We start from the raw sequence: 14519 nt of genomic DNA, 5'->3' as shown, positions 1-14519 counted from the left end.
CCCTCCCTGTTCTCCTTCCCTTCTCCGCAGAGCCGTTCGGAAACTATTGGCGTCCGGAACTGCCCAAGCACCGGCTACAGCAATCGCTTCAACAACGCTGCTCACCCGGCGCCGGCTCCGCACTGCATGCATCTTTTCAACATACTCATTTCCGACCGCGAGGACGACCTGTCATTGGCCGCACTTCCGCCGCCGATCCAGCGCAATATCGAATCCTTCAAGGCACATCATCCCGGCATGCCGCATCGCCTGTACGGCAAGAATGCGATCCGGGATTTCCTGGGGCGCATGGACAAGGAAGCCCTGTGGGCTTTCGACCAGCTGCTGCCCTATGCCTACAAGGCCGACCTCGCGCGCCTGTGCCTGCTGCATGAATACGGCGGCGTCTATGCCGACCTGTCGGTCCACTTCCACCGCGCCTGGGATGTCTTGCCGGGGAAACTCTCCGTCTTCCGCGACCGCGCCGTGATTGCGCCCTGGATTGTCAGCAATACCATCCTCGCGGCGCCGGCCCGCTTCCCCGCCATCCAGGCGGCCATCCGCATGATCGTGGCGAATTGCCATTCGCGTTATCGCGGCACTTCGCCCTTGTGTCCGACCGGCCCGGTCCTGCTGGGCAAGGCAATCGCAATGCACTGCACCCCGGACCAGATCCATCTTGGCGAAGTGACCAATGTCGCTGCGCGCGACACGATGGAATCGCTGGTATTCGTCGATGCGAGCGATGGCCGGCTGGTTGCCTATCGTGCCAAGACGAAGGCCGGCCTGGACGAGCTGGGCCTGGAGGAAGGCGTCAACAATTACAACGATTTCCATTACGCCGGCGTGATCTATGCAAACGATTTTCCGGTCACCGTCACGGCGGACTATCTGCAGCGCATGGGGCAGACAAGCTGTGCGCTGATCGATGCCGAACTGGTTTGCGATCCCGCCGATCCGCCGGATGCGGCGCTCCGCCCCCTCGCGCTGGCCAACCTGTTTCCCTTCGCCGCCGGCGGCTATGGCGTCCTGATGGATGTCTCCGCTTCCGCTGGTTCGGTACTGGGCCTGGTCGCCGTCCGGATCAAGGACGGAGTCGAACTCGCGCGGACAACGGTGCAGCTCGCACAAGACGGGCCGGCGACGATCGCCGCGCAGTTCGACCTGCCGGCAAGCCGCAACGATATCGGGATCGGCATCCTGGCAAGCGGCAACGCGCGCGCTCGCATCCGGCAGCTTCGCTTTCTGCGGAGGGAAGAGCATCCCGCCGCAACCACCTGATTTCCAGACGCATATGTCCATCAAATACATTTCATACGGCGACACCACCGGGTACGGCCTTTCAGGCATGGCTTACCTGCGCGGACTGCTCAACCTCGGCCTCGACGTCTGCTGGCAGCCAGTGTTCTGGGGAGCGAACGGCCTGCAATTCTGGCGTCCCGGCATGGACCCGCATCTGCTGGAAGTGGTGCGCGCGAGCCAGGGCGACCCGAGCCTGCGCGACCTCCAGGCCATCCTGCAACTGACTGTCGCGCCCAAGGAATACGACGTCGTCGTCTCGCATATCGTCCCCGAGTACCTGCCAGGCTGTTTCGAGGAAGGAAAAACCAACTTCGCCTATTGCGCCTGGGAGTCCGACACCATCCCCGCGCACTGGCCCGGCATCCTCAACCGCTTCGACGGCGTGCTCGTGCCCTCGCAATTCAATGCACGGGTGTTCCGCGCCGGCGGCGTCACCGTTCCCGTCCACGTCGTGCCCCACATCCGCCGCCACGCGCACGAGGATGTAACACCCGAACAGCGCAGCGACCTGCGCCGGCAGCTCGGCATTCGCGAAGACCAGTATGTGTTCTACAGCATCGGCGCATGGATGCTGCGGAAGGATTTCCCCCGCCTGATCGATGCCTTTCTCGACGAGTTCGCGCAGGACGAGCCGGTCGCGCTGGTGCTCAAGACATCGAACAAGCCGGTGCACTTTGCCCTGCCGCACGAGCAGGGCAAAACCTCCCTGCAACTGGTGCAAGAGTGCATCCAGGCGGCGGCAGGCAGGCACGGACGGCCGCGCGCCAGCGTCGCGCTGATGGCCGGGGACGGCGTGAGCGGCTCCTGGCTGGACTGCCTGCACCAGACAGGCGATGCCTACATCTCCCTGGCCCGTGCCGAAGGATGGGGACTGGGCGCATTCGATGCCGCCGTCCTCGGCAAACCGGTGCTGATGACGGGATGGAGCGGCCAGCTCGATTTCCTCGGCCAAGACCATCCCGGCCTGATCGACTACACGCTGGAGCCGGTCGACTGGCCCGGCACCACCTACGGCCCGGATCATCGCTGGGCGGTGGCGAATAGCGATGACGCGCGCCGCAAGATGCGCGCGCTGTTCGAACGGCGCCATCAGGCAGACCGGCATGCCCTGCTGCTCGGCGAGCGGCTGTGCAATACCCATTCCGAGGCCGTCATCATGCGGCGCTTCCACGACCTCATCACGCCGCGCTGAATGCACCGGCCATCCAGAACCATGATCCCGCGCATCTACCACTTCATCTTCGGCCTGAAAGCGCAGACCGAGCCCTTCCATCTCGCGCACTACCTGTGCCTGGAATCCTGCCGCCAGGTCAACCGGCCCGACGCGATCTACTTCCACTACGACAACGAGCCCTACGGCCCCTGGTGGGAAGCGATCAAACCGCACCTGACCCTACGCAAGGTCAGGCGCGAAGCTTTGCCGCACACGGCCTACGAGCGTTCGGACGAGGGCAAGCTGATCGCCAGGGAAGGCTGGAGCTATGCCCACGAAGCGGATTTCATCCGCCTCAAGGTGCTGCTCGAGCATGGCGGCGTGTACGCCGACATGGATACGCTGTTCGTCGCCCCGATGCCCGACCATCTTTACAGCTACGAGTGCGTGCTGGGCGAGGAAGGCTCCCTGCCGGACGAACGCGGGCTGCTCCGCCCCTCGCTGTGCAATGCGCTCATCGCCGCCGTGCCCGGCGCCCCCTTCATCGGAAAATGGCTGGATGCGGCGTACAAGGCCTTCGACGGCAAGTGGACGAGTCATTCCTGCCAGCTCGCGTCCCGCCTGTGGGAAGCGCACCCGGAACTGGTGCATGTCGTGCCGCGCCGCTACTTCTACCGGCATCCCTGGACGCCGGATGGCATGCAGATCCTTTTCGAGCGATGCGACAAGGACTTGCGCGATATATTCAGCCTGCACTTGTGCAGCCATCTCTGGTGGAGCGCGTCGCGCACCGACTTCACGCAGTTTCACGCCGGACTCCTGACCGAGGCTTATGTGCGGGCCGGACAATCCACCTACGCGATGATTGCCAGCCGCTTCATGCCCCCGGCGCAACGCGCACCGCTCGCGGACTACCTGCAGCAGGATAACCGGCGCATCGACTACAAGCTCGGGCAGCGCGGCGCGCTCATCCAGCAAGGTACGATCGAACTGGCGGCCCTGCCCGCCCCGCAGCCGCTGGTGTCATGCCTGATGGTGACGCGCGGCCGCCTCTTCCCGTCACGCTATGCGGTGGAATGCTTCCGCCGGCAGACGTATGCGAACCGGGAACTCGTGCTGGTGTGCGATACCCCGGACACCGAGATCGAGCAGCATTGCCGGACGCTCGGCGAACCGCGTATCCGCTTCGTCTATTCCGAGACGCCCAATGCGAGCCTGGGAGAATTGCGCAATCTGTCACTGCGCGCGGCGCAAGGCGAATGGGTGTGCCAGTGGGATGACGACGACCTCTATCATCCGCGACGGCTTGAACTCGGCATGGCGCTCGTCTGGTCGATGCAGGCCGACGCCTTGTTCCTGAGCCGCTGGATGCTGTGGTCGCCCGCCGAGCGCAGGATAGGCATATCCGGCGCGCGCGAATGGGAAGGGTCGATGCTGGCACGCAAGGAGAAAGTGCCGGCCTATCCCGCGCAGGCGCGCGGCGAGGACACGGCTGTCGCCCAAACCATCATCGCGACGCAGCGCGTCCTGCTGGTCGATGCGCCATGGCTGTACACCTACGTGCAGACCGGTGCGAATACCTGGACGAACACGCATTTCGCGGCGATCTGGAATGCGGCCAGCCACGTCGCCGCAGACAACCAGTACGAGGATGCGCTTGCGGCCGCGGCAAGGTCAGGCCCGCATGCCGAATACGCTGCGTGCCTGCCGCGCTAGCGCGAAGATTCGGATTTCGCGCCGCTTCTGAACTCCACGCCCTTGCAGCGCATGAAGGCGGCGCGAACTTCGTGCAGCACATCCCGGGGATCGATTGCGCAATAGACGGTCGCCGCCCCCGTACAGCCGTGCGCTTCCTTGCGCAAATGCTCGAACAGCAAGCGGTCTTCGCCATCGCCGGTCGTGAACGGCGAGCATGACCAGAGATGGACAAGGTGCAGCAGGGCCATCTTGTTGATCGCCAGTCCGCTGGGCCGGACGAAGCCGCCGAATTCCTGCGCATAGATGCCGCGGTCTGCGCCGACGCTTTCGATCTCGTCGACGCACAGGCCTTTACCGGTATCGCCATCGGCATAGATCGAATAGGCGTAGGCCCATTTCTTCCCGTCGATGGCGCGCAGAATGCTGCTGCAGTGGTCTTCGCCGAACCAGTCGTCGTCGTCGAGGTAGACCACGATCTCGCTGTCGGCGAGCAGCGTGAGCGCCGAGCGCAAGGACCCGCCGTAGAAGGAGGCATGCGGGCCGCCGTGCCGTCGCGAGGTGGAGTAGCCGAGGTTGATCAGCGAGATCGTGATGTGCGCCGGACATTCGGCAACCAGGGTGGCGACCAACGCATCGAGCCGCTGGTGCGGATCGACATCCACGCCGATCAGGATCTGCAGGCATCCTGATATCCGCTGCCGGTACACCGACCGCACCGCGCGCAGCAGGCTCTCGCGGCAGGTCGTGACGATCACGACGGTAAGCAGGTTTCTCATGCTTGCGCCCGCTCGGGTTCCTGTCCGCTGCCGGCAAGGGATCGCAGGGCGAACGGATAGCCTCCCCGCGCACTCTGCTCGATCCGCCGCATGACACTCTCCACGCCCGTCGCGCCTGGCCGGTGATGCGCTTCATCGCGGTGCGGCGCATGGGTCGACTGCAACGAGATGTCATTGAAGAAATAGGGAATCGTCGCGGTATAGCAGACGCTGCGCCGGTACAGCAGATGGTCGGCCACCAGCTTGCCGTAGGCATGCACGCCGGTCAGGTCGATATCCGCGCCGCCGGGACGATAGCGGGACAGGAGTCGGGCTGCACCGCGGCGGTTGATGAGGTAAGCGCCCGCGGAAAAGCAGCTCGGTTCCCATTCATGCCACAACATGCCATGGCGGAAATACATTTCGCCAAGCTCCAGCACGACGGGCAGGTTGCTGACATGGAGCTGGAGGATTTCCCAGTCGGCAGGCGCCGATGCGATGAGCGCCGCGCTGTCGAACACGTGGAGCGAGCGCACGTCGTCTTCCATGATCACGCCAAGCTCGCAGTCGGCATGGAACATGGCGCCGACCGCGGCCAGGTGGGAGCTGAAGATGGCCAGCTCGGGCAGCGAGTTGGTGAAGGGCTGGCGCACGCTGATCGTGGGGAGGGTCTCGGGCGTCACTGCATCCACGCGCGCGTGGGCGATGCCATGTTGCGCGAGATAGCGTTCGGCCAGGATGCGCCGGTGCGTGTCGCATTGCCGGTTTATCCAGAAGTGGGGAAGTCTGTTCAGCATGAAGATCAATTACAAAAAGAAGCAGGCCGGCTGGAGCCGGCCTGCTTCAATGTCACCGCAAGAACTAGAACGACGCGCGCAAGCCGATATTCCCGCCGAAGTCCCGGTAACCGCTGCGCACTTCGCCGCTCAGTCCGATGTAGACATAGGACTGCCGGGTGAGTTGGGCGGTTCCCGTCACACCTGCCTGCAGGAAGACGCGGCCGGCGTCCGGCGCACTCACCGATGCCGGCAGGCCGGCAAGGCTTGTACTTTGTTTCACGCTTGCGAGGCTGCCGCCGTCCGCGCCGAGACCAGCACTGAACTTGTAGGTGGACGCAGCCAGCGGATCGGTCTGCGCGGAGCTGCCTGACAAACCGGCAAGCACGCGTGTGCCGGTGGCCGACAGGCGGTTCAGCCCGAGCGAGGCAATCGAGCCTGCGCTTTCAACGCCCGCGTCACGGGTCAAGCGCTGGACCGCCACGCGCACGAAGGGTTCGACGTTCGCGCCGTTGAAGTGGCGCGGCATGCGCAGGCCGACACCAAGGACGCTGCTGTTGCCATCCGTGCGCGACTCCAGTGCCGGAACCATCGCCGCGGGATCGATCCGGCTGCTCTTTGTCGTGTTCTTGCCATGGCTGGCGAGACCCTCGACGATGAAGCCGTTCCAGCCGGTCTGGCCGTAGACGAAGCCGCTGTTCTGCGCAACCGAGCCGGAACCCAGGTCGGCGGAGACGTCGGACTTGGCATGCGTGAAGCCGAAGCCGATGCGAGACGTTCCCTCGCCCAGCACCTCCGCGCCCACGGTGAGCTGAGTGCGATTCGCGCTGAATCCCGACGCCGCGCCGTCCCCATCCCACTTGCCGCGATGGCCGCCAAGATCGATCCACAGTCCGCGATCATTCTCGCGCGCTGCATCCGGTCCTGCGAGCCGCTTGCTGACGGTGTTCTGCGCACTCCAGCCGGACTGCGCCGCGGCTGCACCGAGCGCGGCATGCACTTCGCCGCTCAAGCCTTTCACAAGGCTGCCGAGCGATGCGGCATCCCGGCTTGCCGCCATCAGCAGCAACTGGTCTTGCGTTGCCGTGGCAGTGCCGGCCTGGTTCATGTCCACGATCCGGTCGATCACTGCGCCGGCGGCGCGGCCATTGCCGTTGCTGTTGCTAGCCCAAGCACTGTACGAGGACGGCAGCACCACCAGGTCGATACTGTTGCTGCCGCCGGCGTTGTAGAACACGGCCATGCGCGTGTCTGCCGCCATGCCGTCCGGTTGCGCCAGGTGGGAGAAACGGCCGACGATGCCGCCGTCGGCGGTAATGAAGCGGTATGCCTGTCCGACCGAGGGCACGAACGGCGCCGTCCCGTAGCCGGCTTCGCCGGGCGTGTAGAGATCCTTCAGCGCGGGAGCGAGCGTGGCGTTGTCCTGGATGACGAACTGGTTGTTGCCGGTCACGTGCAGGAAGGAGTAATACCCGGGGACTCCGATCGGTGTGGCCGCCGATGCCTGCTGCGCGCCGCCGATATCCTGCTTGTAAGTACTTCCCGGCGCCATCGTGATCGTGGAGTTCGCCGTCAGCATGCCAGGCGAGTTGCCCGGCGAGAGCGTGCCCTTGACCGCCACCGCACCATTGATGACGCCGCTGCCGCCGAGGATGCCGCCTTGCTCGACCGTCACCAGGCTGGTGAAGCTGCCGTTGGCAAGCAGGCGTCCGGCCATCACGCAGGTCGCATCGAACTGCGCGTTGCCCGCCAGGTTGAGCGTGCCCATGCCGGTCTTGGTGAAGCAGGAAGATCCGCTGCCTCCACCTGCGGCGGAGACTGCATTGCCCGCGAGCGTCATCGTGGTGCTGCTGTCGGTATTGATGACCGCGCCGGCGCCGACGCTGATGTTCTGCGTGGCGACGATATCAACCTTCGTATTCAGCGTTCCCGTGTTCAGCACCAGTTCGCCGTAGCCGAGGCCCTTGGCGTGCGTCACCGCGACTTCGCCGGCATTGATGACGATGCCGCCGGTCCAGGCGGCGCTGTTCTGCGCTCCCTGTCCGCCGCTGTTGTCCCCGCCCAGGACCAGGATACCCTCGCCGTCCTTCGTCAGGCGCCCGCCGCCGGAGAGGCTGCCGCTCAGGTTCAGCACCGTGCCTGCCCCTGCCGTTTCGATGGTGCCGTTCTGGCCGGTGATCACCAGATCGCGGCTGGACGAGATCGAGGCCGCGGTCTGCAAGGTTCCGCCGTTCAGCGTGATGTTGCTGGTGGCCGATCCGAGGTTGCCATCCGACGTGATCTTCAGCGTGCCGCCGTTGATCGAGGTGCCGCCCGTGTAGCTGTTGTTGCCCGACAGCGTGAGAACGCCATCGTTGACCTGCACCCCGCCGGTATTGGACACCGTGCCTTCCACGACCAGCACACCGCCGCCTTCCTTGACGAGCGTGCCGCTGCCCGAGACGTTCAGGTTATCGCCGACCGTGGAGGTCGGGGGCGGCGTGGTGGGGGTCGTACCCGGATTCGTACCCGGGTTCGTGTTGGTGTTGGTGCTCGTGCCGCCGCCCACATTCACCGACACCGAGCCGGTCAGGTTGATGTTCTGCCCGGTCAGGATATCGACCGTCGCATTGATCGTTCCCCCGTTGACCGACAGCGTGCCCCAGCCGAGTCCATAGGAATTGGTGACCTTGACCAGGCCGCCGTTGACGTTCAGGCCCCCGGTCCAGCCGGAACCATTGGTGTTCTGCGCGCCTTGTCCGCCCGCATTGTCACCGGCCAGGACGAGCGTGCCGCCGCCCTCCTTCGTCAGGCGCCCGCTTCCGCTCAGCTGGCCATCGAGGGAGAGCGTGGTGTTGGCGCCCGTTTCGATCGTGCCGTTCTGACTGGTGATCTCGATATCCCGGCTCGTCGACAGCGTGCTCGCGGTCTGCAGCTTGCCGCCGTTCAGGGTCAGCTTGCCGCTGCCGAGGTTGCTGTCCGAATCGATCTTGAGTGTTCCACCGTTGACCGTCGTGCCGCCGGTGTGCGTGTTGGTTCCGGCGAGCGTCTGCACGCCGCCGGACAGCGCCACGCCGCCCGAGCCGGAGATGGTGCCGCTGAAGGTGTCGTTTGCGCTGGTGATGGTGAGCGTTTGACCGCCGAGGATGACCGAGCCCGAGCCGGACAAGCTCTTGATGGAAGTGCCCGTGCTCTTCGAAGCGATGTCGAACGCGCCATTCGCGGATACCTTGCCCGCGTTGGCGATGCTGCCGTTGCCGGACAGCTTGAGCGTCGATCCCGTACCGATCGTCGTCGTACCGGTGAGGTTGTTCGTACCGCTCAGCGTCGCCGTCCCGCCGGTGATGGCAAGGCCGCCGGAACCGCTGATGCCGCCGGAGAAAGTGCTGCTGGCGTCGGTCAGCGTCAGTGTCTGCCCGCCGAGCAGCACCGCGCCCGAGCCGGACAGGTTCTTGAGCTTGGCGCCATTGTTCGTGGCGGCGATGCTGAGCACGCCGTTGTTGGCCAGGCCAAGCGAGTCGATGATGCCGCCGCTGCCGGAAAGTTTGAGTGTCGCGCCGCTGGCAATCGAGGTCGCCCCGGTATAGGTATTGTTCCCGCTGAGCGTTTGGGAGCCGCCGGTGATCGCCACGGCGCCGGAGCCGCTGATCGCGCCGGCAAAGACATCGCTGGCATCGCTCAGCGTGAGCATCTTCTCCCCGAGCAGCACGGCGCCGGAACCGGACAGACTCTTGATCCGTGCGCCGTTGCCGGTCGCCGAGATGTCGAAGCTGCCACTGTTCTCGATCAGCGAAGATTGGGCGATGCCGCCGCTTCCGGCAAGGCCGAGCGTCGTGCCGGCGCTGATAACAGTTGCGCCGGTGTAGGTATTGTCGCCGCTGAATGTCGCGGTACCGCCTGTGATCGCCACGCCGCCCGAGCCGCTGATGGCGCCGGCAAAGGTATCGGCGGCATTGGTCAGCGTGAGCGTCTGTCCGCCAAGCAGCACCGCGCCGGAGCCGGAGAGGCTTTGAATGCTGGCCCCCGCGTCGGTGGCGGAGATATCGAAGGCACCATCATTCGCGATGAGCCAGGACTGGGCGATGCCGCCACTGCCGGACAGGGCAAGCGTGGAATTCGGGCCGATGGAGGTCGCGCCGGTATAGGTATGACTGCCGGCAAGGGTTGCGGTGCCGCCGACGATGCTGATGCCGCCCGCGCCGTCGATGATGCCTGCAAAGGTATCGGCCGCATTGGTCAGCGTCAGGGTTTGTCCGCCGAGCAGGACGGCGCCGGAACCGGAAAGGCTTTGGATGCTCGCGCCTGCATCTGTGCCGGCGATGTCGAGCGTGCCTTCGTTGGCAATGACGAAGGAGTTGGCGACGCCGCCGCTGCCCGTCAGTGAGAGCATCGTACCCGCGCCGATGGATGTCGCGCCGGTGTATTCATTGCTGCCGCTCAGTGTCAGTGCACCGCCGGCGATCGCCATGCCGCCCGACCCGCTGATCGTCCCTGCAAACAGGTCGTTGGTATTGGTCAGCGTCAGTGTCTGCCCGCCGAGCAGGACTGCGCCGGAACCGGTCAGGCTCTGGATGTTCGCCCCCGCGGTCGTCGCGGATATGTCGAACGTGCCGTCGTCCTGGATGATCGAGCCGGCTGCATCGTTCAGTTCGTTATCAGTGATCGATAGCGTTTCACCTTGCGCGATCACAGGAGTGAACTGCGTCGACGACTGTGCCGATGCGACTTGAGGAAAAATGGACAGAATGGCTGCGGCTGCCAGCGTGATCGGCAATGCTGCTGTTTCCGCAGGCTTGCGACCGCGCCTTCCGCGGTTCGCCGTGGTTTCCCCGGCGGCGCTCTTTCCTTGCGTGCTCGTCGCTTCGGAGACGGCGACCAGCATCTTGCGTTTCTTGTTCCAGACCAGGCGATAAATGTGGTTCATAAACGATTCGTTGAAATACAGAGGACAAAAGAATCCCGTTGCGCTGCAAACGCAATTGCAGACGCCGAAGACCGGGCAGACAGGGGTTACGTACGACGGGTGGGGGGTGGCTTCTCGACGCAGCGCTGGGTGTGACCGGATACCTGGCTCGCAGGCGCTGCAATCAAATCGCTTTGTTGGAACACGGGCATGTCAGTACTTCACTCGAAAACCGGACGCATGGACGTCCGCAATGCCCTGCAATGAAACTTGTAGAGGCGAGTCATGACAATAGCGCACGGCTCGCTGTTACAGAAAGAAATTTTTCTTGTGAGGAACTTTTTATTGCGAGCACGCAACACGCTTGCTCTTCGCTTGAAAAAATTACATATGCACGGAATGCCGCAGTGGCGCAGAGTGAAAAAACGACAGCCTCTGCATTATCGCGATCGCACCCAGCGCGCAAGGTCGGCGGCAATCGTGTGCGCAAGGGCAGGCCATGCTCCGGGTGCCGGCTGCCGATAGAGGGTGAGCGTGTCCGGATACCAGGGCGAGTCGATGCGTCCTTCCATCCATCGCCAATCCGTAAAGGTGTACGGCAGCATGACCCAGCACGGCTTGCCAAGTGCGCCGGCCACATGCGCAACCGCGGTGTCGACGCAGATGACGAGATCGAGCTGCGCGACGATGGCCGCCGTGTCGGCAAAGTCTGCAATATCGGGACCCAGATCGAGCAAAGGAAAATCGGCATGGCCCTGCTGCGCCTGCTCATCGTCCATCCCTCTTTGCAGACTGACGAACGCGACGTCCTCGACCGACCGCAGCGGCTCCAGGCAGGAAAGGCCGGGGAGCGACCGGTGGGCATCGTTGACATGCCCGCCGAATCCCTTCCACACGAGACCGACTCTCGCACCGCGCGCCGGCAAGCGGTCGCGCCAGTGGCGCATGCGTGCGGGATCGGGCGTCAGGTAAGGCAACTGTGCGGGGATGGTCGCCAGCGCCGTGCGAAAGCGCATGGGGAGGCTGAGCATCAGCACCCAGTAGTCATGGCCCTCCTGTTGCCCCGCGCCGCCCTCGGCAAGGACGCAATCAGCGCCGGGCGCGTGCCGCAGGAGAGGCACCAGGGCAGGCTTGCACACCACCGTGACACGCGCGGCGCCGGCCTGCTTGAGTCGCGGCAGATAACGGACGAACTGGATGGCGTCGCCAAAGCCCTGCTCGTCGACGACGAGAATCGACTTTCCGCGCAGGTCCTGCCCCGTCCACTGTGGAAAAGGCAGATCGGGCACCGCCGCGATCGGCCGCGCCAGCGCCTTGTCGTAACGCGCTTCCATCAGCGGCCACCCTTCTTCAAGGCGGCCGAGATATAGCAGCAGGAAACCGAGGTTCCACTGTGGCTCCGGATAGGCGGGGTCGATCGCGATCGCGCGCCGGTAGGCGCTTTCCGCTTCAGTAAAACGCCGCATCTGCTGCAACAGCGTACCAAAGTCGTTCCATGCGGCGGCATGATCGGGCCGCAGCGCCAATGCACGCGCGTAAGCGTTCTCCGCCTGGGGCAGGCGCTGCGTCCGCTGGAACAGGTTGGCGAGGCTGGCCCACCCCTCGGCATGGCCGGGCTGCAGGCGGAGCAGCTGCGCCAATGCCTCTTCCGCGGCACCGAACCGCGCAGACTGCAGGAATAGCAGCGCGAGATTGTGGAGCGCGGCCGGATAGGCGGGACGCAATGACAAGGCGTGCCGGTACGCCTGTTCTGCTTCTGCGATCCGCTGTTGCCGCGACAGCAACACGCCGAGGTTGTTGTGCAGGTCCGCGCTGCCGGGATCGAGCGCAAGCGCGCGCTGGTAGCAGGCCTGCGCCTCGTCGAACTTGCCCATCTGCTGCAGCAGGTTTCCGCGGTGATGGAAGCTGTCCATATCGACCGGCTGCATTTCCTGCAACAGTAAGCCAAGGTTGTGGCGAGCCTCGGCATATCCCGGGTCGATCGTCAACGCCTGGTGGAAGCACCGCTCCGCTTCGTGCGGGCGCATCCATGCCTTGTAAATCGCGCCGAGGTTGTTGTGCGTGGCTGCATGGGCGGGCCGAAGCCGCATCGCTTTGGTGTAAAAGGCATAAGCCTCGTCCAGCCTTCCGGTTTCCTGGCAAAGCAGGCCAAGGTTGTAGTGCGCCTCCGCATGATCCGGCCAGCGGCTGAGTGCCCGCCGGAAGACCGCTTCGGCTTCCGCGTGCCGTCCCGTTTTCTGTAACAGAATGCCAAGGTTGTTGCAGGCAGGGAGGTAGACCGGATCGACGCGCAGTGCCTGCTCGCAGTAACGCATGGCATCCTCGATCCGTCCGAGTGCCGTTGCGCAGGCGGCGGCGACATTGAGGAGATCGGGTGACGCGAATGCAGATTGCACGCCGGCGGCGAGCGAGTCGAGTGCTTCGCCATATCGTCCCTGGCGATGGAGGGCAATGGCGGTGTCGAGAAGGCGTCGGTTGCTTGCAGCCATGAAAGTGAAGGTAATCGATCCTGAACACGGACAGGATCGGGGAGCGTCAGTTCCCCATGTGCAAGAGATCTGTCACCGATGCCAATGCCATTTCACAAAAAGCCTTGACCTTCCCACTGGCGGAAGCTTCACAATATGCTGTCCCATACCAGAAAGGAACTCAAAGATGTACGAACTGAAAGTTGAAGGAATGAGCTGTGGCCACTGCGTGAGTGCCGTGACCAAGTCGGTCAAGGATGTCGACGCCGCGGCGAAAGTCGACGTGGACCTGGCGCAGCAGAAGGTGGTCGTGAGTTCGAGCGCGTCGCTCGATGAGATCAAAGCGGCAGTGACGGACGCCGGCTACGACGTGCTGGCAAGCACGGAGCGATAAGCGATCAAGGGACAAGGACGGCGCGGTGGGTTTCGCTTCGCTCTACCCAACCTACGATTCTTTATAAAGGAGGGTAGGTGCGTAGAACGAAGCGAAACCCGCCAATCCACGCTTGCCTGCCCGCTTAGTGGCAGGACGCCTTTTCCCCCAAGGTTTCCAGGCTGTGCAGGATCGGGCATTCCGGGCGATGGTCGCCGGAACAGGCGTGCTCGAGATGCCGCAGCGTGTCCCGCATTTCCGTCAATTCCCTGATGCGCGTCTCCAGATCGTCCAAATGCGCGCGCGTAATCGCCTTCACATCCGCACTCGCCCGCGCCGGGTCCTGCCACAGCGACAGCAGGTCCTTGATCTGTTCCAGTGAAAACCCGAGGTTGCGCGCGCGCTTGATGAAACGCAGCGTGTGCACGTCGTTCGCGCCGTAGATCCGGTATCCGGAATCGGTGCGCTTGCCCGCCTTGATCAGGTCGATGCTTTCGTAATAGCGGATCATCTTCGCCGTCACGCCGGACGCCTTGGATGCTTCTCCGATGTTCATGATGTTCCCCCTTTCAATCAGTCAGCCGCCTTCCAGCGGCGCAGCAGCAATGCGTTGGTGATCACGCTGACGGAGCTGAATGCCATTGCCGCCCCCGCAAACACGGGATTGAGCAGGCCCAAGGCTGCCAGCGGAATGCCGACCAGGTTGTAAATGAATGCCCAGAACAGGTTTTGCCGGATCTTGGTGTAGGTGCGGCGCGAGATGTCGATCGCGTCCGGCACCAGTGCCGGCTCGCCGCGCATGAGCGTCACGCCTGCCGCATGCATGGCGACGTCGGTGCCGGTCGCCATCGCGATGCCGACGTCGGCCGCGGCCAGCGCGGGCGCATCGTTGATGCCGTCGCCCACCATGGCCACCACCTGCCCTTCCCGCTTCAGGCTGTTGACCTTGTCCGCCTTGTCCGAGGGCAGCACTTCGGCAATGACCTGGTCGATGCCGAGCGCGTTGCCCACCGCTGCCGCGCTGCCCTTGTTGTCGCCGGTGAGCAGGACGGTCTTCACACCGAGGGCATGCAAGCGCGACACGGTGTGCGCCGCCGACCGCTTGATCCGGTCGCCGAAGGCGAGCAGGCCGA

10 protein-coding genes are annotated in these 14519 nt (G+C 64.3%); 4 read left to right on the top strand and 6 right to left on the bottom strand.

Features of this window, described 5'->3' with window-relative positions:
- Window positions 1–126: 126 nt before the first annotated feature.
- Genes VFF99_RS06325 through VFF99_RS06315 form a run of 3 tightly spaced genes read left to right on the top strand, consistent with a single transcriptional unit; the run spans window position 127 to window position 4150 of the window.
- Window positions 127–1260, top strand: coding sequence for a glycosyltransferase family 32 protein (locus VFF99_RS06325; protein ID WP_325016053.1), 1134 nt, complete (start codon window positions 127–129; stop codon window positions 1258–1260).
- 13 nt (window positions 1261–1273) lie between these two features.
- Complete coding sequence (locus tag VFF99_RS06320; RefSeq protein ID WP_325016051.1) at window positions 1274–2473, top strand: hypothetical protein; 1200 nt, start codon at window positions 1274–1276, stop codon at window positions 2471–2473.
- A gap of 21 nt (window positions 2474–2494) precedes the next feature.
- A complete protein-coding gene (locus tag VFF99_RS06315; protein ID WP_325016049.1) occupies window positions 2495–4150 on the top strand; it encodes a glycosyltransferase in 1656 nt (551 codons plus the stop codon).
- On the opposite strand, the gene VFF99_RS06310 is transcribed toward VFF99_RS06315, so the two are convergent.
- The 4 genes from VFF99_RS06310 to VFF99_RS06295 form a co-directional block, all read right to left on the bottom strand.
- Window positions 4147–4908, bottom strand: a complete 762-nt coding sequence (locus VFF99_RS06310) for a hypothetical protein (protein WP_325016047.1) — start codon at window positions 4906–4908, stop codon at window positions 4147–4149. The genes VFF99_RS06315 and VFF99_RS06310 overlap by 4 nt on opposite strands.
- Complete coding sequence (locus VFF99_RS06305; protein WP_325016045.1) at window positions 4905–5684, bottom strand: hypothetical protein; 780 nt, start codon at window positions 5682–5684, stop codon at window positions 4905–4907. Before VFF99_RS06305 ends, VFF99_RS06310 begins: the two co-directional genes overlap by 4 nt.
- Window positions 5685–5748: 64 nt before the next feature.
- Complete coding sequence (locus VFF99_RS06300) at window positions 5749–10566, bottom strand: autotransporter-associated beta strand repeat-containing protein (protein ID WP_325016043.1); 4818 nt, start codon at window positions 10564–10566, stop codon at window positions 5749–5751.
- 419 nt (window positions 10567–10985) lie between these two features.
- Entirely contained in the window at window positions 10986–13034 is a 2049-nt protein-coding gene (locus VFF99_RS06295; protein ID WP_325016041.1) for a tetratricopeptide repeat protein, read from the bottom strand.
- Between the two features lie 166 nt (window positions 13035–13200).
- On the opposite strand from VFF99_RS06295, the gene VFF99_RS06290 reads away from it, so the two are divergent.
- On the top strand, window positions 13201–13407 hold the full coding sequence (locus VFF99_RS06290; protein WP_325016039.1) for a heavy-metal-associated domain-containing protein: 207 nt from the start codon (window positions 13201–13203) through the stop codon (window positions 13405–13407).
- A gap of 124 nt (window positions 13408–13531) precedes the next feature.
- On the opposite strand, the gene cueR is transcribed toward VFF99_RS06290, so the two are convergent.
- Both cueR and VFF99_RS06280 read right to left on the bottom strand, forming a co-directional pair.
- Window positions 13532–13942 (bottom strand): Cu(I)-responsive transcriptional regulator, encoded by a 411-nt coding sequence (gene cueR, locus VFF99_RS06285; protein ID WP_325016037.1) that lies wholly within the window; start codon window positions 13940–13942, stop codon window positions 13532–13534.
- A 17-nt stretch (window positions 13943–13959) separates the two neighbouring features.
- On the bottom strand, window positions 13960–14519 hold a 560-nt coding region (locus tag VFF99_RS06280; RefSeq protein WP_325016035.1), incomplete at its 5' end, for an HAD-IC family P-type ATPase.

The organism is Noviherbaspirillum sp. (assembly GCF_035654295.1).
Classification (GTDB): Bacteria; Pseudomonadota; Gammaproteobacteria; order Burkholderiales; family Burkholderiaceae_D; genus Noviherbaspirillum.
Note: the sequence above shows the minus strand (reverse complement) of the source record. Positions and strands in the feature narration are given on the sequence as shown.

What these genes read in the sequence shown, in the direction of transcription:
- VFF99_RS06325 (WP_325016053.1), top strand. Translation starts at nt 127, where the DNA reads ATGCATCTTTTCAACATACTCATTTCCGACCGCGAGGACGACCTGTCA.
- VFF99_RS06320 (WP_325016051.1), top strand. Translation starts at nt 1,274, where the DNA reads ATGTCCATCAAATACATTTCATACGGCGACACCACCGGGTACGGCCTT.
- VFF99_RS06315 (WP_325016049.1), top strand. Translation starts at nt 2,495, where the DNA reads ATGATCCCGCGCATCTACCACTTCATCTTCGGCCTGAAAGCGCAGACC.
- VFF99_RS06310 (WP_325016047.1), bottom strand. Translation starts at nt 4,908, where the DNA reads ATGAGAAACCTGCTTACCGTCGTGATCGTCACGACCTGCCGCGAGAGC.
- VFF99_RS06305 (WP_325016045.1), bottom strand. Translation starts at nt 5,684, where the DNA reads ATGCTGAACAGACTTCCCCACTTCTGGATAAACCGGCAATGCGACACG.
- VFF99_RS06300 (WP_325016043.1), bottom strand. Translation starts at nt 10,566, where the DNA reads ATGAACCACATTTATCGCCTGGTCTGGAACAAGAAACGCAAGATGCTG.
- VFF99_RS06295 (WP_325016041.1), bottom strand. Translation starts at nt 13,034, where the DNA reads ATGGCTGCAAGCAACCGACGCCTTCTCGACACCGCCATTGCCCTCCAT.
- VFF99_RS06290 (WP_325016039.1), top strand. Translation starts at nt 13,201, where the DNA reads ATGTACGAACTGAAAGTTGAAGGAATGAGCTGTGGCCACTGCGTGAGT.
- cueR (WP_325016037.1), bottom strand. Translation starts at nt 13,942, where the DNA reads ATGAACATCGGAGAAGCATCCAAGGCGTCCGGCGTGACGGCGAAGATG.